The following is a 20131-nucleotide window of genomic DNA, read 5'->3' as shown; positions in this document are numbered from 1 at the left end:
CCGCCCGGCCCCGCGGCCTCCGGCGACGGCCCGCCCCACCGGCCGGCCCCGGTCCGGCTGCTGCTCCCGCTGGTCCTGCCGGCGCTGCTGGTCGGCGTGGCCTCCAGCCTGGTGCTGCTGGCCGTCACCTGGCTCGCCGACAGCCTGGAGCACGTCATGTGGTCGGCGCTGCCCGGCGCGCTGGGCGTCGGCGGCGACGCGGGCTGGTGGACCGTGGCGGTGCTGACCGCGGCCGGTCTCGCCGTGGGCCTGCTGGTCTGGCGCTTCCCGGGCGGCACCGGCCCCGACCCGGCGACCCGCGGGCTGGTCGACCCGCCGCTGCCGGCGGGCGTCCTCCCCGGGATGCTGGCCGCCGCGGTGATCGGGCTCGCGTGCGGGGTCAGTCTCGGCCCGGAGAATCCGGTGACCAGCGCGAACATCGCCCTCGCGGTGGCGCTGGGGGCGCGGGCGCTGCCCCGGGTGCCGGGTGCGGCGTGGGGCGCGCTGGCCGCGGCCGGGACGGTCGGCGCGATGTTCAGCACCCCGGTCGCCGCCGCGCTGCTGCTCACCGAGGTGCCGGCGCCGCCCGACCCGCGCCCGCTGTGGGACCGGCTGTTCGCTCCGCTGGTCGCGGCCGGGGCCGGGGCCCTGACGACGGTGCTGGTGGCCGCGCCGACCTTCGAGCTGGACCTGGGCACCCGACCGGACCTCCGGCCGGTGGACGGGCTGTGGGCGATGGCGATCGCCGCGGTGTGCGCGCTGGTCGGACTGGCCGCCGTCCGCCTCCTGCCGTACACCCACCGGTTGTTCCACGCGCTGCGCCATCCGGTGCCGATGCTCGTCTGCGGTGGGCTGGTGCTGGGGCTGCTCGGTGCGCTGGGCGGGCGGATCACGCTGTTCAAGGGCTCGGAGCAGATGCGGGAGCTGGTGGCCGATCCGGCCGCCTACTCGGCCGCCGGGCTGGCGCTGATCGTGGCGGTGAAGCTGGTGGCGCTGGTGGTGGCGGCGTCCTGCGGGTTCCAGGGCGGCCGGATCTTCCCGGCGGTCTTCGTCGGGGTGGCGCTCGGGATGCTCGTGCACGCGCTGGCCGGATCGGCGCCGCTCGCGCTCACGGTGCCCTCGGCGGTGCTGGGGGTGCTGCTGGCCACCACCCGGCAGGGCTGGCTCAGCCTCTTCATGGCCGCCGTGGTCTCCTCCGACATCGCGATGCTGCCGCTGCTGTGCCTCGCCGTGCTGCCCGCCTGGCTGCTGGTCACCGGCCGCCCCCTGATGCAGCTGCGGCCCGACGGGAAACCCGCCCGGATGAGTTGACGAGACGTCAGGGCCGCCGTGCGGCGTTCTGCGACAGGCGTGTGAACAACTCCCGGCGCGCGTGGACCGGGCGCGCGGCGCGCCCCTAGCGTCCAGGTCATGCCTACGAGATTCCGGCGGCGCGGCGCCCTCGCGCTCGCCGCAGTGTGCCTTGCCTGGGCCCTGCCGACCACGACGGCGCGGGCCGAGGAGATACCACGCGCCCCGGGCCACCGGTTGGTGGACGACTACCGGGGCGCCGCGGCAGCGGCCCGGCCGGTGCCGGGCGAGGCGCCGCCCCAGCACCCGTACCTGGCGCCCAACGGCCGCAGCGGGATGCACGCGGACGCCGCCGGCAGCGCCACCTATCCGTGGAACGGCCCGCTGGGACGCTCCCCGCAGGTGCGCAGCGAGGCGATGGCCGCACTGGGCGGCGAGTGCGCCAACGTCACCTTCGACCGGGCCGGACGGATCGTCACCGTCTGCGGCACCTTCCAGGGTTTCCTGGTCAAGCTGCTGGACCCGCGGACCCTGGCGACGCTGGCCGAGCACAGGCTGCCGCAGCGGCCGTCCACCGTGGAGGCGATCAGCAGGCTGGACTTCTCCCGCATCTTCAAGGACACCTCCGGCGGCGCCTACTCCTACCTGGACGACCAAGACCGACTGGTGCTGGCCGACTCCCGGCAGCACGTGGTCCGGCTGAAGCACGAGCAGGCGGCGGACGGCTCCTGGCACTTCACGGTGGACGCCGACTGGGACCTGACCGGGCACGTCCCGCACGACTGCACCACCTGGACCAATCTGCGCCCCACCGGCGACTGCGACCCGGTGACCTCGGTGATGCCGGACTGGCAGGGCCGGATCTGGTGGGTGACCCGGCAGGGCCGGGTGGGAACCCTCGACCCGGCGGACGGCACGGTCCGCTCCGTCCGGCTGGCCGGGGAGGAGATCCAGAACTCCTTCTCCGTCGACCGGGACGGCGTGTCCATCGTCTCCGACCACGCGCTGTACTCGTTCACCGCCCGCGCCGACGGCACGCCCGAGGTGGTGTGGCGGGAGGTCTACGACCGGGGCACCGGTGCCAAGCCCGGCTCGGTCAACCAGGGCTCGGGCACCACGCCCGACCTGTTCGGCGCGGACGGGAAACGGTATGTGGCGATCACCGACAACGCCGACGACCGGATGCACGTGCTGGTCTACCGCCGGGACGCGGGCCTGCCCGCGGGCGGGCGGCTGGTGTGCGAGGTGCCGGTGTTCGGCTCCGGCGCGTCGACCACGGACAACTCGCTGATCAGCTCGGGCAACAGCCTGGTGGTGGAGAACAACTACGGCTACGAGGACGTCACCTCGCTGACCTTCGGCCGCAGCGTGCCGGGCGGGGTGGCCCGGGTGGACGTGCGGCCCGACGGCAGCGGCTGCGACACCGTGTGGGAGAGCGCGGTGCGCTCCCCGTCCACGGTGCCCAAGCTGTCCACCGCCAACGGACTGCTGTACTTCTACGCCAAGGACCCGCATCCGCTCGGCATCGACGCCTGGTATCTGACCGCGGTGGACTTCCGCACCGGCAAGGAGCGCTGGCGCAAGCTCACCGGGACCGGCCCGCTGTACGACAACAACTGGGCGCCCATCACGCTGGGGCCGGACGGCACCGCGTACGTCGGGGTGTTCAACGGGCTGCTGGCGGTCCGCGACACCGAGGGATGAGCCGGCCGGGCGGCCGGGGGCGGCGCGGTCGGCCTCAGTCGCCGGCCGGGCCGCCCTCGGGCGTGCCGTAGCGGCGCTCGAAGCGGGCGACGCGCCCCTCGGAGTCCACGGTGCGGGCCCGGCCGGTGTAGAAGGGGTGGCTCTCGGAGGAGATCTCCACGTCCACCACCGGGTAGCTCTCGCCGTCGTCCCACTCGATGGTCTGCTCGCTGCGGGCCGTCGAGCGGGTCAGGAACGCATAGCCGGCGGACTTGTCCCGGAAGACGACCGGCCGGTAGTCGGGCTGCTGGTCCTGCTGCATCGTGTGTCCCTTCGCTGGATCGCCCCCGCCTGCGCACCGCCCCGCCCTGACGCCGGCGGCGCGCCCCTCCCCCGCTGTGGCACCACTATGGGAGGCCGCCCCACCCGGCGCACGCCGGGTGGGGCGGCGGCGCGGCCAGTGGTCCGTTTGCCCGACCCGACTGGTGGGCGCCGACGGGCGCGCATAGCTTCACGCTGACGGAAGTCCACGGGCCCTGCCGTGCTCGCCGGTCTTTCGGTGCCGCGCCCCGAAGCGAGAGAAGGACCCCATGCGCTCCATACCCCTGCTGGCCGCCGCCTTCACCGGCGCCCTGTGCCTGGCCGCCGCCGCGCCCGCGGCCCTTGCCGACGACCGGGCCCGGGCCGGAGGCGCCGCCACCGCGACCGCCACGGCCACCGTCTCCCCCTCCAGCGTCGCCCCCGGCGCCACCGTGACAATCAACGTCACCTGCCCGTTCACCCAGAACTCGGGCAACCAGAGCACCCTGACGGCGAACTCCCCGGCCTTCGCCGGCGGCCGCGCCACCCTCAACCGCAGCGCGGCGGGCGCGGCACCGGGCGGCACCCGCTACACCGGCACCGCCCGGATCGCCCCGCGCACCAGCTTCACGGGCACCGGTTCCGGTCTCTCCGCGCAGCGCGCCCCGTACCACGTCACCGGCGACTGCGGGAACGGTACGGCGTTCCGCGCCACGCTCACCGTGGACCCGCGCACCCCCACCGGCGGCACCACCGGCGGCCTCGGCGGCAGCCAGGGCCCGACCGGCGTGGAGGTGCTGGCCGGCGGCGGCATGGCCGCGGCGGCCGCGGCGGCCGGTGTGCTGCTCCTGCGCCGCCGCAACGGCGTGCACCCGCGCTGACCCGGCCGCCGCCGGGGCGTCCGCCGGCCGGTCGGCGGTTGCGGCGCGCGATGAACGCGTTCAGGGCGGTGGCGAAGGCGCACCAGACGGCCGTGTTCCGGGCCGGGCTGACGCCCACGGACGCCTCCAGGGCACGCGGGGCGGGCCCCCGGGTGCGCCCCGGGGCGTGCCCGCCGGCCCAGGCGATCGCCGCGTGGAGCGGGGTCCACATACCGTGCCGAACGCCCGGGGCGGCGGTTGCCGCGGCGGTGTGCGCAGCGAGCGGTGCCAGCGGCTGTCCGGGTCCACCGCCCGCGCCCCACCGCCCGCCGTGGCGGCGCCCGCCGTGGCGCGCCGCCCTTGCGCCCGGCTCCGGGCCGCACCGCGCGCGGTGTCTCCTGCCGTGAAGACGTCCGTGCCCACCCGGCTTCCCGGAGCGAGGGGTTCCGCACCCGCGAGGTGGGGTACCGGTACGCCGCGCCGCGAGCGGACGGCGACCGGACCGGTGAAAAACCGCGGGCGGATGCGCGCCGGAGGGCGGGCGGACGGCCCCGGTGTTTACCTGAAAGCCGCGCAGCCTCATGTAAGGAGCACCACGTGCCTTCGCAGGACCCCAAGCTGTCGTACACCATTCCCGGGATGAGCACCGAGACCGGCGCCGAGATCATCGGCCTGCTGCAGATGCGTCTGCACTCGCTCAACGACCTGCACCTGACCCTGAAGCACATCCACTGGAACGTGGTCGGCCCGCACTTCATCGCCGTACACGAGATGATCGACCCCCAGGTGGACCAGGTCCGGTCGATGACCGACGACCTCGCCGAACGGATCTCCACTCTCGGCGGCTCGCCCCAGGGCACCCCCGGTTCGCTGGTCGCCGACCGCACCTGGAACGACTACTCCATCGGCCGCGCCGAGGCCATCGAGCACCTCGGCGCCCTCGACCTGGTGTACACCTCGGTCATCGAGGACCACCGGGAGGCCATGAAGGCCACCGAGGAGTCCGACCCGGTCACCCAGGACATGCTGATCGAGCAGTTGCGCAGCCTGGAGCTGTTCCAGTGGTTCGTCCGCGCCCACCTGGAGTCCAGCGGCGGGCGGCTCAGCACGTCGGGCGCCTCCTCGGAGAAGGCCGCCGCGAGCGCCGCCGCCGACCAGGCCAAGCGGCAGCCGTGACCCTGCCGCCGCGGGCGCGGTGACCCCGCCCGTCCGCGGCCCTCGTCTGTCCCCGAGCGTCAGCACCGGTCCGCGCCCTTCCGGCGCGCCGGTGCTGACGCTCGTCCGCGGCCGGTCGGAGCCGGGGGCCGTGCTGGGCCGGACGGGTCACCGCCGGCGCGAGGGGATTGGCCCCGGCCGGTTGGTGGCACCCGGTCGGTCGGACGCGGTGCGCGGCCGGGCGCCGGTGTGCCGAGGGTGTACCGGTTCGAGCGATGGGAGACGCCGGTGAGCACGGAGGAAAGCACCAGGAAACAGGCCGGGGACGGGCTGCGCTGCCTGGTGACCGGGGCGACCGGATACATCGGCGGGCGGCTGGTGCCCGAGCTGCTCAAGGCCGGGCACCGGGTGCGCTGTCTGGCCCGCACCCCGCAGAAGCTGCGGGACCAGCCGTGGGCCGGGGACGTGGAAACGGTCCAGGGCGACGCGCTGGACGAGGAGTCGGTCGGCTCGGCCATGCAAGGCGTCGACGTCGCCTACTACCTGGTGCACGCGCTGGGCACCGGTGCCCGGTTCGAGGAGAAGGACCGGCAGGCGGCCAGGATCTTCGCCGAGCGGGCGCACGCGGCCGGAGTGAAGCGGATCGTGTACCTCGGCGGGTTGACCCCCTCGGCGGTGCCGGAGCGCGAGCTGTCGCCGCACCTGCGCTCGCGCGCCGAGGTGGGCCGGATCTTCGTCCAGGGGCCGGTGCCCGCCACCGTGCTGCGGGCCGCGGTGATCATCGGCTCAGGGTCGGCCTCCTTCGAGATGCTGCGGTATCTGACGGAGCGGCTGCCGGTGATGGTGACGCCGAGCTGGGTGCACACCCGCATCCAGCCCATCGGCGTACGGGACGTGCTGCGCTACCTGGTCGGGTCGGCCACCATGCCCGAGGACGTCGACCGGACCTTCGACATCGGCGGACCGGACGTGCTGACCTACCAGGACATGATGCTGGGCTACGCACGGGTGGCCGGTCTGCGCAAGAGGCTGATCCTGCCCGTGCCGGTGCTGACACCGGGTCTGTCCAGCCACTGGGTGGGGCTGGTCACGCCGGTGCCGGCCTCCATCGCCAAACCGCTGACCGAGTCGCTGCGCCACGAGGTGGTCTGCCGCGAGCACGACATCGCGCACTATGTGCCGGACGCACCGGGGCAGCCGCTGCCGTACCGGGAGGCGGTGGAGCTGGCGCTGCGGAAGGTGCGCGACGCGCAGGTGGACACGCGCTGGTCGTCGGCGTCGCTGCCGGGCGCGCCGAGCGACCCGCTGCCCACCGACCCCGACTGGGCGGGCGGCAGCCTCTACGAGGACGAGCGGGAACTTCCGGTGGACGCCTCCCGGGAGTCGCTGTGGCGGGTCATCGAGGGCATCGGCGGGGACAACGGCTGGTACTCCTTCCCCCTGGCCTGGGCGGTGCGGGGCTGGCTGGACCGGTTCGTCGGCGGGGTCGGGCTGCGCCGCGGCCGCCGGGACGCCGAGCGGCTGCGGGTCGGCGACTCGCTGGACTTCTGGCGGGTGGAGGAGATCGAGCCGGGCAGGCTGCTGCGGCTGCGCGCCGAGATGCGGCTGCCGGGGCTGGCCTGGCTGGAGATGTACGCGGAGGACGGCGACGGCGGGGTGCGCTACCGGCAGCGGGCGCTGTTCCATCCGCGCGGGCTGTTCGGGCACGCCTACTGGTGGTCGGTGTCGCCGTTCCACGCGGTGGTCTTCGGCGGGATGGCCCGCAACATCACCCAGGCCGCCGCCAAGGGCATGGCCGCGCGCCGGGACGGCCGGGCCACCCCGGCGGACGGGACCGGGCCGGGGGCAGGCGGCCCGCAGAGGCGGCCGGGCGGGGAGCGGGAGGAGAGCGCCCGCGGCTGAGCCGGCCGCCCGCCACCGGGCCGGCGGCCGCCCGGCGGCGGGGTTGCCACCGGGGTGTTGCCCGGCGCCGTGTCGCTGCCGGGGCCGCGCCCGCGGCGGAGTCACGTCGTTGACCACCGGGGCGGCGCGGCCGCCCGGACCAGCCCGTCCCGTCGTCTCCGCACCTGGGGAGTCTCCATGACCACAGCGGTCGTCCTGTTCACCTCCGACCTGCGCCTGTCCGACCATCCGCCGCTGCGGGCGGCGCTGCGCGCGGCGGACGAGGTGGTGCCGCTGTTCGTCCAGGACCCGGGGGTGCGTGCGGCCGGCTTCGAGGCGCCCAACCGGCGGGCGTTCCTCGCCGACTGCCTGGCCTCGCTGGACGCCGGGCTGCGCAAGCGGGGCGGCAGGCTGGTGGTGCGGTCGGGGCCGGTGGTACGGGAGACGGCCGCGGTCGCCGCCGAGTGCGGCGCGGCCGAGGTGCACCTGGCCGCCGGGGTCACCCGCTACGCCCACCACCGCGAGGAGGGGCTGCGGACGGCGCTGGAGAAGGACGGCGTGGAGCTGCACGTGCACGACGCGGTGGTGACCGCGGTCGCGCCCGGCACGGTGGTGCCGTCCGGCGGGTCGGACCACTTCGCCGTCTTCACGCCGTACTTCCGCCGCTGGTCCGACGTCCATCTGCGCGAGCCGCTGGGCGCGCCGCGGAAGGTGCGGGTGCCCGCGGAGGTGCGCTCCGAGGAGCTTCCGCGGCGCGCGGACGTCCCGGACGTCTCGCCGGACGTCCCGAAGGGCGGTGAGGACGCCGGCCGGCGGCTGTTCCAGCGGTGGCGGCGCGAGGACATGGCCGGATACGAGGACGACCACGACGACCTGCCCGGTGACGGGACCTCGCGGCTGTCGCCGTTCCTGCACTTCGGCGCCCTGTCGCCGGCCGAGCTGGTGCACCTGGCGCGGGAGCGGGGCGGCGCGGGCGCCGAGGCGTTCGTGCGGCAACTGGCCTGGCGGGACTTCCACTACCAGGTCCTCGCCGCCCGGCCGGCGTCCGCGGAGAAGGACTACCGCACCCGGCACGACGCCTGGCGCTCGCCGAAGCAGGCCGAGGCGGATGTGACCGCCTGGAAGGAGGGCCGCACCGGCTACCCGATCGTGGACGCGGCGATGCGGCAACTGCGCGCCGAGGGCTGGATGCACAACCGGGCGCGGCTGCTGACGGCCAGTTTCCTCGCCAAGACGCTGTACGTGGACTGGCGGGTGGGCGCCCGGCACTTCCTGGACCTGCTGGTCGACGGGGACCTGGTGAACAACCAGATGAACTGGCAGTGGGTGGCCGGGACCGGCACCGACACCCGGCCGCACCGGGTGCTCAACCCGCTGGTGCAGGCCAAGCGGTTCGACCCGCAGGGCGACTACGTACGCCGGTACGTGCCGGAGCTGCGGGAGGTGGCCGGGCGCCGGGTGCACGAGCCGTGGAAACTCCCCGCCGAGCAGCGCGCGGGGCTGGACTACCCGGAGCCGATCGTCGACCTGGACGAGGGCTTGAAGCGGTTCAAGCAGGCACGCGGCAGGGAGTGACCATGGCAGCGAAGCAGACAGCCGGATGGCACTGGCTCTTCGGGGACCAGCTCGGCCCGCACTTCCTGACCGGCGGCGGTGGGCAGGGGCCGGGCCGGGACACCCCGCTGGTGATGATCGAGTCCCGCTCGGTGTTCCGCCGCCGGCGCTTCCACCGGGCCAAGGCGCATCTGGTGCTCTCCGCCATGCGGCACCGGGCGGCCGAACTCGGCGACCGGGTGCGGTACGTGAAGGCGGACAGCTACCGGGAGGGGCTGGCGAAGGCGGTCGGGAAGCGGGACCGGGTCATGGTGCACCATCCGACCTCCCGGGCGGCGCTGAGGCTGGTGGAGTCGCTGGAAGCGGTGGAGGTCGGCGCGCCGCGCGGATTCCTGGTGGGCCCGGCGGACTTCGCCGCCTGGGCGGACGGCCACGGCGGCGGGGCGAGGCTGCGCCAGGAGGACTTCTACCGCTGGGTGCGGCGCACCCACGACCTGCTGATGGACGGCGAGCAGCCGGCCGGCGGGAAGTGGAACCTGGACCACGACAACCGGCAGCCGCCGCCCAAGGGCGCCGAGGCGCTGGAGCTGAAGTCGCCTTACCGCCCGCGGGAGGACGACATCGACGAGGAGGTCCGCCGGGACCTGGACCGCTGGGCGGAGGACGGCGACGTCTCCTTCGTCGGCCGGGACGGGCCGCGGCGCTTCCCGGCCACCCGCAAGGAGGCGCTGGCGGCGCTGAAGCGGTTCACCGCGGAGCGGCTGGCGTCCTTCGGGCCGTACGAGGACGCCATGCTGGCCGGGGACCCGGTGATGAGCCACAGCCTGCTGTCCTCCTCGCTCAACCTGGGCCTGCTCGACCCGGCGGAGTGCGTGGAGCGCGCGGAGGCCGCCTACCGGGACGGCTCCGCGCCGCTGAACAGCGTGGAGGGGTTCGTCCGGCAGATCGCCGGCTGGCGGGAGTACGTCTGGCAGCTCTACTGGTACTTCGGCGAGGAGTACCGCTCCTCCAACGCGCTGCGGCACACCGCGGCGCTGCCGGACTGGTGGGACGACCTGGACGCCGACGACGTGCGGGCCCGCTGCCTGTCCACGGTGCTGGCGCAGGTCCGGGACACCGGCTGGACCCACCACATCCCCCGGCTGATGATACTCGGCGGGTACGCGCTCCAGCGCGGCTGGGGCCCGGCGGCGCTGACCGACTGGTTCCACCGCAGCTTCGTGGACGGTTACGACTGGGTGATGCTGCCCAACGTGGTCGGCATGTCCCAGTACGCCGACGGCGGCCGGATGACCACCAAGCCGTACACCTCGGGCGGGGCGTACGTGAACCGGATGAGCGACCTGTGCGGGCCGTGCGCGTACCGCCCGGGCGACCGGACCGGGGAGCACGCCTGCCCCTACACCACCGGGTACTGGGTCTTCATGGACCGGCACCGCGAGAGGCTCGAGCGCAACCAGCGCACCGCGCAGCCGGTCCGCGGACTGGACCGGCTGGGCAACCTCGACGAGGTGAGGGAACGCTACGAGGAGGTGGGCGACGGCCCGCCCTGACAGCCGTCGCCCGCCGGGGGCGCCGGCGGGTCCGGTCAGCGGGCCCGGTCCTCCACGACGGGGGCGCCGTCCGGTCCGGGGCGCACCCGGGCGGCGCCGGCGGCGAGCGCGTCCACGGCGGTGCGTGCGCTCAGCTCAAGGTCGCCGCCCGGCGGCATCCTCGGCGGTTCGCCGGCCACCGCGCGGTCGGCGAAGCCGGTGTCCAGATGGCCGAAGCGCAGGTCCAGCACCCGGACGCCGGCCGGGCGGGCCTCCCGGCGGACGGCGTCCAGCCAGGCGGCGAGCGCGGACTTGGAGGCGCTGTAGTCGGCCATGCCGGGCTGGGGGCGCTCGGCGACCACCCCGGTCACCGCGGCGAGCGCCCCGCCCTCGCCGAGCAGAGGCAGCGCGGCGCGCAGGAACGCGGCCGGGGCGAGGGCGTTGACCGCCATCAGGTGCTCGGCGATGTCGTCGCCGGTGCCCCGGGCGGGGCCGAAGGCGGCGACCCCGAACGCGGTGAGCACGGCGTCGAGACCACCCAGCGCCGCGGCGGCCTCGGCGACGGCGTCCGCGCAGCCGTCGAGGTCGTAGGCGTCGAACCGGACCACCGGGCAGCCGCCGAGGTCCCCGGCGGCCCCGGCCAGCTTGGACGGGTCCCGGCCGGCGAGGACGAGCCGGGCGCCCCGGCGGTGCAGTTCGGCCGCCACCGCCCGGCCGATGGCCCCGGTGCCGCCGGCCACCAGTACCCGTGCGCCGTCGATCTCCACGTCCGCTCCCTCCGTCGTCACCCTGTCGTCGTGTTGCCGGCGGTCGTCGCCGCGTCGCCGGCCGGTGTCACCCTGTCGTCCGCGGCAGCCTTCCCCGGGAGCGGGCGTCCGGAACGGTCCGTGCGGCAACCGGGGCGCTCGGCGGGCGCGTCCACGGGGGTGGGGACCGGCCGGATGGCCGTTCCCGTGGACGGGGGAGGCGGAAGGTGGGAGCGGCTCGACGGGGGACGCCCGGGCGGCTGATCGCCGCGGCGGCGGCGCTGACGGCCGGGGTGCTGCTGCTCCCCCGGGTGCTGCCGGACGCCGCGAGCGGGGTGGGCGGCCTGCTGGAGACGTTCCTGCCGTGGTCGTGGCTGGTGATCGTGGTGCTGGCGGCGCTGGCTCTGCTGCGGCGTTCGGCCGTGGCGCTGGGGGCGGTGGTCCTGCCGGTGGCGGCCTGGGCGGTTCTCTTCGGCGGGCTGCTGCTGCCCGTGACGGGATCCACCGCGCACGGCCTGGTGGTGGTGAACCACAACGTGAGCGACGAGAACCCGGATCCGGCCGGTACCGCGCGCGCCGTGGCCGGCGCCGGGGCGGACCTGGTGGCCCTCCAGGAGCTGGTGCCGTCGGCGCGGGAGGTGTACGCGCGGGTGCTGGCGGACCGCTACCCCCATCACACGGTCCACGGCACGGTCGGGCTGTGGTCGCGGTATCCGCTGCGCGGCGCCGACACGGTCGCCGTCAAGCCGGCCGGGATCCCGGAGCCCTGGAGCCGCGGGCTGCGGGCGGTGGCCCGGACGCCGCACGGGGACGTCGCGGTGTACGTGGCGCATCTGCCGTCGGTGCGGCTGGGGGCGGGCGGGCTCGCGGCAAAGTGGCGGGACGAGAGCGCACGGATGCTCGGCGACGCGATCGCCGCCGAGGAGGTGGCGCGGGTGGTGCTGCTCGGGGACCTCAACGGCACGGCCGGAGACCGGGGCCTGCGGCCGCTGACCTCGCGGCTGGAGGTCGCGGAGCGGGGCTTCGCCTTCTCCTTCCCGGCCGGTTTCCCGGTGGTGCGGATCGACCAGGTGATGGCCCGAGCGGCGGCCGTCGCCGAGATCCGGGCCCTGCCGGCCACCGGCAGCGACCACCGGCCGGTCCTCGGCCGGGTCCGCTGGGACGGGGACCGCGAGTAGCGGCGGCTTGGGGCTCAGCGTCCCGCGACGGCTCCCGCGCCGGCCCCGGCTCCGGGGGCGGGCGCGCCGCTCCACTCCAGGCGGAGGATGGCGAGGTCGTCGGTGTGCCGGTCGGCGTTGAGCTTGCGGACCTCGGTGATCAGCTCGTCCAGGTGGGCGTCGGCGTCGGCGTCCGGGATACGGTCCACCAGCTCGATCAGCCCGTCCACGCCGAGGCGGTCCTCCTCGTCGCCCTGGTGGCCCTCGATCAGGCCATCCGTGTAGATCATCATGGCTCCGCGTGCCGGGAGTTCGACTCGGCTGGGGCGCCAGTTGGCGAGACCGGGTGCGATGCCCAGCGCGATGCCGTGCGCGGCCCGGACCTCCGCGGTGGTCCCGGCGGCGGTGAGCAGCGGGGCGTGGTGGCCGGCGAGGTAGACGGTCGCCGAGCCGGCCGCCGCGTCGATGCAGACCAAGGTGACGGTGGCGAAGAGGTCGGCGTGGGTGCGCTCGGCGACCAGCATCTTCTCCAGCAGGACCAGCAGCTCGTCGGCGCGGTGGCCGCCGAGGGTGAGGGCCCGCCAGGCGATGCGCAGGCAGACGCCGAGTGCGGCGGCGTCCGGACCGTGCCCGCTGACGTCGCCGACGATGGCGTGCAGCAGCCCGTCGGGGGTGTGCACCACGTCGAGGAAGTCGCCGCCGAGCAGGGCGCGTTCCCGGCCGGGGAAGTACCGGCTGGTGGCGGAGATCCGTGACGCCCCGAGCATCGGCGGCGGCAGCAGGCCGCGTTCGAGGCGGGCGTTCTCCTCGGCGCGGAGCTGTACGGCCTGGATGGCGGCGCTGGCCCGCTCGGCCTGCTTGCGCTGGGCGGCGTAGCGCACCACCCGGTGCAGCAGGTCCGGTTCGACCTTGCCCTTGACCAGGTAGTCCTGCGCGCCGGCGGCCACCGCGTCGATGCCGGCCTGCGATTCGGCGAGGCCGGTCAGCACGATGATCGCCGCGTTCGGGTCGGCGCCCTGGACGGTGTCCACCGCTCCGATGCCCATGGCGTCGGGCAGGTGCAGGTCGAGCAGTACGCAGTCGGCGGAGCGGACGGTCAGCTCGGCGCATGCCTCGGCGAGGGTGGAGCAGCGGGTGAGGGCGTAGCGCAGACCGGTGTCGATCAGCAGCTCCTCCACCAGCAGCGCGTCGCCGTCGTCGTCCTCGACCAGGACGATCCGGTACACGGGTTCGGCGGACGCGGTCATCCTCTGGTCCCGGCCTCGACGGCTTCGGGCTCCGCCGGGGCGGCGTCCCCGGCTGCCAGGGTGAACAGGAAGCGGGTACCGGTCTCGTGGTCCGGGTCGATGCCGATGGTGCCGCCGTGGAACTCCACGATCTTCTTGCACATGGCCAGCCCGATGCCGCTGCCGGGGTACGCCTCCTTGGTGTGCAGCCGCTGGAAGATCACGAAGACCTTCTCGGCGAACTCGGGGGCGATGCCGATGCCGTTGTCGCTGAACGAGAACCGCCACAGGGCGCCGTCGCGCTCCGCCTCGATGCGGATCTCGGGGGTGCGGTCGGGGTGGCGGAACTTCACGGCGTTGGAGATGAGGTTCTGCCACAGGATGCCGAGCTGGGTGGTGTCGCCGGTGATGGTGGGCAACGGGTCGCTGGAGACGGTCGCGCCGGACTCCTCGATGGCGACGCTGAGGGAGTCCAGGGTCTGTGCGACGACCTTGTCCAGGTCCACGGTCCGGTGCTCGTTGTGCACCCGGCCGACTCGGGAGAAGTTCAGCAGGTCGTTGATCAGCACCTGCATCCGGTTGGCGCCGTCCACCGCGAAGCCGATGTACTGGTCGGCGCGGTCGTCCAACTGGCCGGTGTAGCGGCGCTGGAGGAGCTGGGTGAAGCTGGAGACCTTGCGCAGCGGCTCCTGGAGGTCGTGCGAGGCGACGTAGGCGAACTGCTCCAGCTCGGAGTTGGAGCGGCGCAGCTCGGCGGCCTGCTCGTCGAGCCGGCCCCGGGCCTGCTCGGTGAAGGCCAGCTCGTCCAGCAGCCGCCGGCGCATGGACTCCACGTCCTCGCCGAGCTGCCGCAGGTCGGCGGGGCCGGTGGCGGTGACCGTGTGGGCGAAGTCACCACCGGACACCTGCCGGGCGTCGGCTCCCAGCCGGGTCAGCGGGACGGTGATGCCGCGGCGGAGTCCTTCGAAGACCAGGACGGCGAACAGCACGATGACGAGGGCGATGGCGGCGAGGGTGGCGTTGCGCGTCCGGTCGGCGTCTTCCAGGTCCTCGACGGCGGCGACCCGGGCGTCTTGCAGGTGGCGCTGCTGGGAGTCCATCGCGGTGCGCAGGGCGTTGAAGGCGTCCCTGCCCCGCGCGGCCTGCTGTGCGGCCTGCGGGACCGCCTGGCCAGGCGGGGCGGCGGCGACCGGCTCGGCGACGGAGTCCTGCCAGAGCGCGGCCTTGGCGAGGACGTCGTCCAGTTCGGCGCGGCCCCGGCCGTCGTCCGCGAGGAGCTTGCGGAGCTGTCCGACGGCCGCCTTCTCGTCGGTCAGGCCCTGCCGGTAGGGCTGGAGGAAGGCCGGGTCGCCGGAGAGGCCGTAGCCGCGGATGCCGGTCTCCTGGTTGACCAGGGCGGTCTCCAGGCGGACGGCGTTGTTGAGGGCGGGACTGCGTCCGTTGACCAGCTCGTCGGTGAGGGTGGAGGCGCGGTTCAGCGCCCATATGCCCACCCCGCCGAGCACGGCGAGCACCACCATGGCACTGGTCACCCCCACCCGCAGCCAGCGCCGAGTCGTCCAGGAGGCCAGGGGCCCCCTGGGCTGCTGGTCGTCGCGGTCCTTCGCCATGCCGGGTGCGCTCCTCGTGGGTCTCGCCGGGCAGCTCTCTTGCCGCGCGGCAACGGTACTCTAGCCGTGTTCCGACAAGCTGCGTTGTCGAGGGCCCAGCGGATTGCCTAGAGTAGGCGCATGCCTGGCATTCACTTCTCGCTGCGTCTGGGTGAGGAGGAGATGGCTGTCCTGGCGGCCGACTCGGTCGGCGACCTGGCCGGCCGGCTCATCCTCCGCGCCTTCGATCCGCTGCCCGCGGGTGGAGAGCACGGCAGGGCCCGGACGGACGCGCTGGCGCACCTGCACATGCTCTTCCACCTCAAGGCGGCCATCGAACGCCTGGAGGAGGAGGCCGCCCAGCGGGCAGCGGACGCCGGCGCGGGCTATCCGCAGATAGGGCGCGCCTCCGGTATGACCCGGCAGGGCGCCCGAAACCGCTGGCCGGGACTGATCGGCCAACCCACCACCCGCAAGACGACACTTCCGGAGCCAGAGATGATGACCGCCCCCGCTCGTCCCTACGACGTGCTGCTGGTCGAGGACGACGTGGCCGACGCCATGCTCATCCAGGACGCCCTGGCCGACCGCGGCGCGCGCAACCTCACTCAGGTCGACGACGGTCTCGCCGCGCTGGAGTACCTGCGCGACCCCGACAGCACCCGGCCCGATCTGATCGTGCTGGACCTCAACATGCCCCGGATGAACGGCCGGGAGCTGCTCGCCGTGCTCAAGGGCGACGAGAACCTGCGCACCATCCCGGTGGTGGTGCTCACCACGTCCGCCGCGCCCGACGACGTCACCGGCGCCTACCGGCAGCATGCCAACGCGTACGTGACCAAGCCGGTCAACCTCGAGGACTTCGAACGCGCGGTGCGCAGCATCGACGCCTTCTACCTGGACACCACGACGAAGCTGCCGCGGCAGAAGTAGCCGACCGGGGGCGCGGGCCGGGAGCCCGGGTGAGCTGTCCTGGGAAGCGGTGTACGCCCGGGGCTGCCGGGTGCCGGTCTCAGGCGCCCCGGACGAGCGACGGGTCTCGGTGCGTGCTCACGGCGCTCTCCGGGGCCTTCGCGTGCCCGGAGTCCTTCGAGGGTCCCGGAGCCCTTCGCGAGTCCGGGGCGGTGAAGGCCAGAGTGAGGAGCAGCAGGGCGGCGGTGTACGTGGGCATCACCAGCAGGCTTCGGCCGGTGAAGTCCGCGCCGGCCGCGCCCAGGCCGATCAGCAGGTCGGAGACGGTGAACAGGGCGCCGCCCCAGGCGGCGCGGGGACCCTTGGCGTGCGCGGTGGCGGCCATCGCCACCAGGGCGAGGCTGTAGCAGGCCAGCGCGGCCGCCATGGCCGGGGCCAGCGCGGTGGCGAGCGCGGCGTTGGCCGCCGCCCAGACCGCGGCGTACCCGGCGCACAGCGCGGGCCGGCGGCGCAGCAGGGCGAGCGCCCCGGCCCGTACGAAGGCGGTGATGAGGCAGAGCTGCGCGCCCAGGAAGAGGCCGAGGCCGACGGCGAAGGCGACCGGGCCGGGCAGCAGCAGGGCGGTGTCCCCGGCGGCGGCGAAGCCGAGCGCGGCGAGCAGGGCGGGGTGGCTTCGCCCGGTGGTGCGCCAGAGGTGCAGCGCGAGCAGGGGGGGCCAGCAGCGGCTTGGTCAGCCACTCCAGCGGCTCCCACTCCCCCGCCACCGCGGCCCAGTCGAGGGCGGCCAGCGCCGCGAAGGCCGCGAGCAGCGGCGGGAGGCGTCTCATGCCTCCGCCCGCGCGGGCACGGCGGCGTCGGCCTTCGGGGTCCATCCGGGCGGGCCGAAGAGGTAGCCGGCCCGGTGCCGCCAGCTCCGGGTGGAGCGGACGTCGCGCCAGGCGGCCGCGTACTCGTGGAAGGCGACCCGGAACGGGTTGTAGGTGTCGATGTTCTTGGTCAACCCGTACCGGACCGGCTCATCCTCGGCCTGGAAGGTGCCGCAGAGCCGGTCCCAGAGGATGAGGATGCCGCCGTAGTTGCGGTCCAGGTACACGTGGTTGGAGCCGTGGTGGACGCGGTGGTGCGAGGGCGTGTTGAAGACCCACTCGACGGGTTTCCAGAGCTTGCCGACGCGCTCGGTGTGCAGGAAGAACTGGTAGACCAGGCTGATGGACTGCTGGAGCAGGATCATCCAGGGCGGGATGCCGAGCAGCGCCAGCGGCAGCCAGAACGGCAGGGTGGTCATCGGGGTCCAGCTCTGCCGCAGGGCGGTGGAGAGGTTGAAGCGGACGCTGGAGTGGTGCACGACATGGCCGGCCCAGAGCACCCGGACGCGGTGGTGGGCACGGTGGAAGGCGTAGTAGGCCAGGTCGTCGGCGAAGAACAGCAGCACCCAGGTCCAGACGGAGGCGGGTGAGAGCTGGACCGGGGCGAGGGTGTAGAGGCCGGCGTAGCCGAGGACGGCGACGGCCTTCCAGGGCAGTCCGACGACCTGGCTGCCGGCGCCCATGGTCATGCTGGTGGCGGTGTCCCGCAGTTCGTAGCCCTCCTCGTCGTCGTCGGGGGCGAATCGGTAGGACAGCGCCTCGACGACCACGAGCAGGACGAAGGCGGGTATCGCGTAGACGACGGCGGGGATCATGTCGGTTCACCGGCCTTGTGCGGGGGCGGGGAGGGGGCCGTCCGGGCGCCGGCGGCGGACGGCTCGGCGGCGGTGGACGGGGGGACGCTGCGGGAGAGCAGCTCGCGGGCGAGGCGCTCGGCGGGCCCGGGTTCGCGCTCCGCGATGTGCGCGGCGAGGCGGAGGTGGGCCTGGACGTCGAGGAGTTCGGCGGTGCGCAGGCTCATCGGGATGCCGGCGGTGTCGAGGGCTCCGCCCACCAGGGTGTTGAAGGACAGCAGGTAGGCGAGATTGCCCGAGCCTTCGACGATGAGCCGCCACCAGGCCACGTCGGCCGCGCCGAGGGCGGCGAGGTCGGGGCCGGCGGCGGCGTACCGCCCGGCGGCCTCGACCACGGCCGCGGCCTGGGCGTCGGTGCTGCGGGCAGCGCACAGCCGGGCCGCGTCCGCGCCGATGCAGGCGCGCATCTCCATGACGTCGCGGGCCAGTTCGGGCAGGTCGGGGCCTTGGCCTGACTCGGCGAGGCCGGTGGCGAGGTCGAGTCCGGCGGTGTGCCGCCAGTCCAGGACGAGGGTGCGGCCGCCGTGGCTGACCTCGACCAGTCTGGCTTGCTGGAGGCGTTTCACGGCCTCGCGGACGGCGTGCCGGTTGACGCCGTGTTCGGCGGCCATCTCGCGCTCGGCGGTCAGCGCCTGGCCTGCGGGCAGCGAGCCGGCGAGGATGCGGTCGCGCAGCCGGGCGTAGAGCTGGTCGGAGACCGTCTCGCGACGGAGCGGTGGTGCGCTCATGGCCGACAGACTCGACCACGGCGGTCAACTGGTCAACTGGTTGGACCAGTTTTTCCGTGCCCGCTTCCGGGCGTTCGGTCGCCCTGTGCCGTCGCGCCGGCCCGCGCGCGGCCAGGCGGACGGGGGCAGGGCGGTGCTGCCGTGGACGACGAGCTGGGTCGCCAGCTCCAGCCGCAGCGTTTCCGTGCGTTCGCCGTCGTTGATCCGCAGCAGGGTGCTGGCGGCCATCGCGGCCATGTCGAACAGCGGCTGGCGGACGGTGTGAGCGGCGGGTGGGGCCAGCGGGCCACCGGCAGGTCGTCGAAACCCAACGGGTTTTCCGCACGCTGCCGCTGACCCGGGCGGCGGAAGCCCGCCGGCGGGACGCTCAGGGGTGGCTGTGGTGCCAGATCCACGCCATCGCGCCGGAGCCGGGCGGATAGCCCGGGGCGTCCCGCCACAGCCGGACCAGTCCCGCCCTGACCTGGTCCGCCGCCTCGTCCGGGGTGGCGCCCCCGACCTGCCGGCGGCTCAGCAGCAGCGGGGTGATCCGGTCGTACAACTGCCCGAAGGCGTCCCGGTCGCCCCGGCCCACCTTGACCAGCAGGTCATCCAGCGAGCCGGGGCGACGCGCGGGCGTGTCGGTGCTCTTCACGGCTGACGCGTGCCCGGCGGCCGCCGGGTCATGCACGGCGTCGGCGCGGGACCTGGTCCCATGCGGTCACCGGTCCCGTTCCGCCACCGGGTAGCCCTGACGTCGAAGCCGATAGGGCGGAGCGGCCGCCGCTCCGGCAGCATTGCCCAGCTTCCCCGGCGGCGGGACGGCGGGCCGTGACCCGGCAAGAGACACGGAGTGCCGTACGCGTGCAGGCCCGACGCGGGATTCGGCAACCGGGGCACCCGAGGAGACGGTGAAGGCCTGGCGGAGGCGAAGACGACGGCGGACGGGGAACTGGCGCGGCGCTGGGCCACCGACCCCCGGTGGCGTGGCGTGGAGCGCACCCAGAGTGCGGAGGAGGTGCTGCGGCTGTCGGGCAGCGTCCGCGAAGAGGCCACCTCGGCCCGGGGCGGGGCGGCTGTGGCGCCGGCTCCACGACGTGGACTACGTGCGCGCGCTCGGCGCGCTCACCGGCGGGCAGGCGGTGCGGACCTCGCGCCGGTGTGCCGGGCGGCGTTCGACGCCGTCCTCGGGGACGCGCCGCACCGACTGGCCCGCACCCGGGAGGAGGTCGAGGCGACCGCCCGCGACCTGCTCTAGGTGCGCCGGATCGGCGGCCGGCCGACCCCGCAGGGGGTGCGCGGCGACAACGCGGTGGCGCTGCGCTGCTACGCCGCCTGGATCGGCGGGCGCGGCTCGGTCGTCCTGGACGGGCTGACCCAGGACGCGGCGACCGCCGAGATCGCCCGCACCTCCCGGGGCTACGGGCGGGCCGGTTCGGCGACCGCGCGGTCCCGGCGGCTGACCGGGGTGCTGATGCTGTCGGGGATGTGCGGGCTGTGCGCCGGGGCGTACGGGCTGCTGGATCCGACGGCGCCGCCGGTGCTGGGCTTCCCGGCGCTGGGCGCGGGCGCCGCGCTCTGTGTGGCGGGGCTGCGCCTGGGCGGCCGGCGGGTGACCCGTACCGCCTACCGGCCTGATCCGTGGCGGGCGGCGGAGTGGGTGGTGGCCGGGTGCGGAGTGGTGTCGGCGGTGGTGCTGTTCGCGGGCGCCGGCTTCGACCCGGCCGATCTCAACGCGTCGATTCACCCCCTGGGCTGGCCTTCGCTGCCGCTGCTGCCGGCGGCGGCGATCCTGCTCGCCGGGGCCGCCGGACTGGCCGCCCCGCCACCGGAGGCGCAC

The 20131-nt window shown here is 74.8% G+C and carries 18 protein-coding genes and 3 pseudogenes; 12 read left to right on the top strand and 9 right to left on the bottom strand.

What is annotated here, in order from left to right; translation table 11 throughout:
- Nucleotides 1-57 precede the first annotated feature (57 nt).
- Both C6N75_RS03775 and C6N75_RS03770 read left to right on the top strand, forming a co-directional pair.
- The gene (locus tag C6N75_RS03775; RefSeq protein ID WP_105867395.1) at nt 58-1290 is read left to right on the top strand and encodes an ion channel protein; all 1233 of its coding nucleotides are present in this window, start codon (nt 58-60) and stop codon (nt 1288-1290) included.
- A 99-nt stretch (nt 1291-1389) separates the two neighbouring features.
- Complete coding sequence (locus C6N75_RS03770; protein WP_105867392.1) at nt 1390-2973, top strand: SMP-30/gluconolactonase/LRE family protein; 1584 nt, start codon at nt 1390-1392, stop codon at nt 2971-2973.
- Between the two features lie 34 nt (nt 2974-3007).
- On the opposite strand, the gene C6N75_RS03765 is transcribed toward C6N75_RS03770, so the two are convergent.
- Nucleotides 3008-3274: a type B 50S ribosomal protein L31 gene (locus C6N75_RS03765; protein WP_105867391.1), complete on the bottom strand. Its 267-nt coding sequence runs from the start codon at nt 3272-3274 to the stop codon at nt 3008-3010.
- 268 nt (nt 3275-3542) lie between these two features.
- On the opposite strand from C6N75_RS03765, the gene C6N75_RS03755 reads away from it, so the two are divergent.
- The 5 genes from C6N75_RS03755 (at nt 3543) to C6N75_RS03735 (ending at nt 10255) form a co-directional block, all read left to right on the top strand.
- On the top strand, nt 3543-4133 hold the full coding sequence (locus C6N75_RS03755) for a hypothetical protein (protein ID WP_181160324.1): 591 nt from the start codon (nt 3543-3545) through the stop codon (nt 4131-4133).
- A 576-nt stretch (nt 4134-4709) separates the two neighbouring features.
- Nucleotides 4710-5288, top strand: coding sequence for a Dps family protein (locus C6N75_RS03750; RefSeq protein ID WP_105867389.1), 579 nt, complete (start codon nt 4710-4712; stop codon nt 5286-5288).
- 267 nt (nt 5289-5555) lie between these two features.
- Nucleotides 5556-7169 (top strand): SDR family oxidoreductase, encoded by a 1614-nt coding sequence (locus C6N75_RS03745; RefSeq protein ID WP_105867394.1) that lies wholly within the window; start codon nt 5556-5558, stop codon nt 7167-7169.
- A 177-nt stretch (nt 7170-7346) separates the two neighbouring features.
- Nucleotides 7347-8723, top strand: a complete 1377-nt coding sequence (locus C6N75_RS03740) for a cryptochrome/photolyase family protein (protein WP_105867388.1) — start codon at nt 7347-7349, stop codon at nt 8721-8723.
- A 2-nt stretch (nt 8724-8725) separates the two neighbouring features.
- On the top strand, nt 8726-10255 hold the full coding sequence (locus C6N75_RS03735) for a cryptochrome/photolyase family protein (RefSeq protein WP_105867387.1): 1530 nt from the start codon (nt 8726-8728) through the stop codon (nt 10253-10255).
- Between the two features lie 35 nt (nt 10256-10290).
- On the opposite strand, the gene C6N75_RS03730 is transcribed toward C6N75_RS03735, so the two are convergent.
- Nucleotides 10291-11022, bottom strand: a complete 732-nt coding sequence (locus tag C6N75_RS03730) for an SDR family NAD(P)-dependent oxidoreductase (protein ID WP_258177211.1) — start codon at nt 11020-11022, stop codon at nt 10291-10293.
- Nucleotides 11023-11207: 185 nt separating this feature from the next.
- Between C6N75_RS03730 and C6N75_RS03725 the strand changes: the two genes are divergently transcribed.
- A complete protein-coding gene (locus tag C6N75_RS03725) occupies nt 11208-12158 on the top strand; it encodes an endonuclease/exonuclease/phosphatase family protein (RefSeq protein WP_258177210.1) in 951 nt (316 codons plus the stop codon).
- Between the two features lie 14 nt (nt 12159-12172).
- On the opposite strand, the gene C6N75_RS03720 is transcribed toward C6N75_RS03725, so the two are convergent.
- Nucleotides 12173-13384 carry a PP2C family protein-serine/threonine phosphatase gene (locus C6N75_RS03720; protein ID WP_105867385.1) on the bottom strand — a complete coding sequence of 404 codons (1212 nt, stop codon included), beginning with the start codon at nt 13382-13384 and terminating at the stop codon, nt 12173-12175.
- On the bottom strand, nt 13381-14973 hold the full coding sequence (locus tag C6N75_RS03715) for a sensor histidine kinase (RefSeq protein ID WP_105867384.1): 1593 nt from the start codon (nt 14971-14973) through the stop codon (nt 13381-13383). Before C6N75_RS03715 ends, C6N75_RS03720 begins: the two co-directional genes overlap by 4 nt.
- 120 nt (nt 14974-15093) lie before the next feature.
- Between C6N75_RS03715 and C6N75_RS03710 the strand changes: the two genes are divergently transcribed.
- Nucleotides 15094-15885 (top strand): response regulator, encoded by a 792-nt coding sequence (locus C6N75_RS03710; RefSeq protein ID WP_105867383.1) that lies wholly within the window; start codon nt 15094-15096, stop codon nt 15883-15885.
- Nucleotides 15886-15964: 79 nt separating this feature from the next.
- Here the strand turns inward: C6N75_RS03710 and C6N75_RS03705 are convergent, their stop codons facing one another.
- The 5 genes from C6N75_RS03705 to C6N75_RS03685 all read right to left on the bottom strand — a co-directional run bounded on the left by C6N75_RS03705 (nt 15965) and on the right by C6N75_RS03685 (nt 18946).
- Complete coding sequence (locus tag C6N75_RS03705; RefSeq protein WP_258177212.1) at nt 15965-16564, bottom strand: lysoplasmalogenase; 600 nt, start codon at nt 16562-16564, stop codon at nt 15965-15967.
- 123 nt (nt 16565-16687) lie between these two features.
- A complete protein-coding gene (locus C6N75_RS03700) occupies nt 16688-17545 on the bottom strand; it encodes a sterol desaturase family protein (RefSeq protein ID WP_105867382.1) in 858 nt (285 codons plus the stop codon).
- A complete protein-coding gene (locus tag C6N75_RS03695) occupies nt 17542-18312 on the bottom strand; it encodes a FadR/GntR family transcriptional regulator (RefSeq protein ID WP_105867381.1) in 771 nt (256 codons plus the stop codon). Before C6N75_RS03695 ends, C6N75_RS03700 begins: the two co-directional genes overlap by 4 nt.
- A 24-nt stretch (nt 18313-18336) precedes the next feature.
- Nucleotides 18337-18540, bottom strand: a complete 204-nt coding sequence (locus C6N75_RS30065; protein ID WP_146132478.1) for a hypothetical protein — start codon at nt 18538-18540, stop codon at nt 18337-18339.
- Between the two features lie 139 nt (nt 18541-18679).
- Nucleotides 18680-18946 (bottom strand): sigma-70 family RNA polymerase sigma factor, encoded by a 267-nt coding sequence (locus C6N75_RS03685; protein ID WP_105867379.1) that lies wholly within the window; start codon nt 18944-18946, stop codon nt 18680-18682.
- 264 nt (nt 18947-19210) lie between these two features.
- On the opposite strand from C6N75_RS03685, the pseudogene C6N75_RS31310 reads away from it, so the two are divergent.
- The 3 pseudogenes from C6N75_RS31310 to C6N75_RS03675 all read left to right on the top strand — a co-directional run.
- A pseudogene (locus C6N75_RS31310) lies at nt 19211-19439 on the top strand (isocitrate lyase); the annotation flags it as partial.
- A 110-nt stretch (nt 19440-19549) separates the two neighbouring features.
- Nucleotides 19550-19645, top strand: a pseudogene (locus C6N75_RS32175) (hypothetical protein); the annotation flags it as partial.
- 48 nt (nt 19646-19693) lie between these two features.
- Nucleotides 19694-20131 (top strand): annotated as a pseudogene (locus tag C6N75_RS03675) (energy-coupling factor transporter transmembrane protein EcfT); the annotation flags it as partial.

It is taken from the genome of Streptomyces solincola, from assembly GCF_002982015.1.
Lineage (GTDB): Bacteria > Actinomycetota > Actinomycetes > Streptomycetales > Streptomycetaceae > Streptomyces > Streptomyces solincola.
This window is presented reverse-complemented; position numbering and strand designations above follow the sequence as displayed.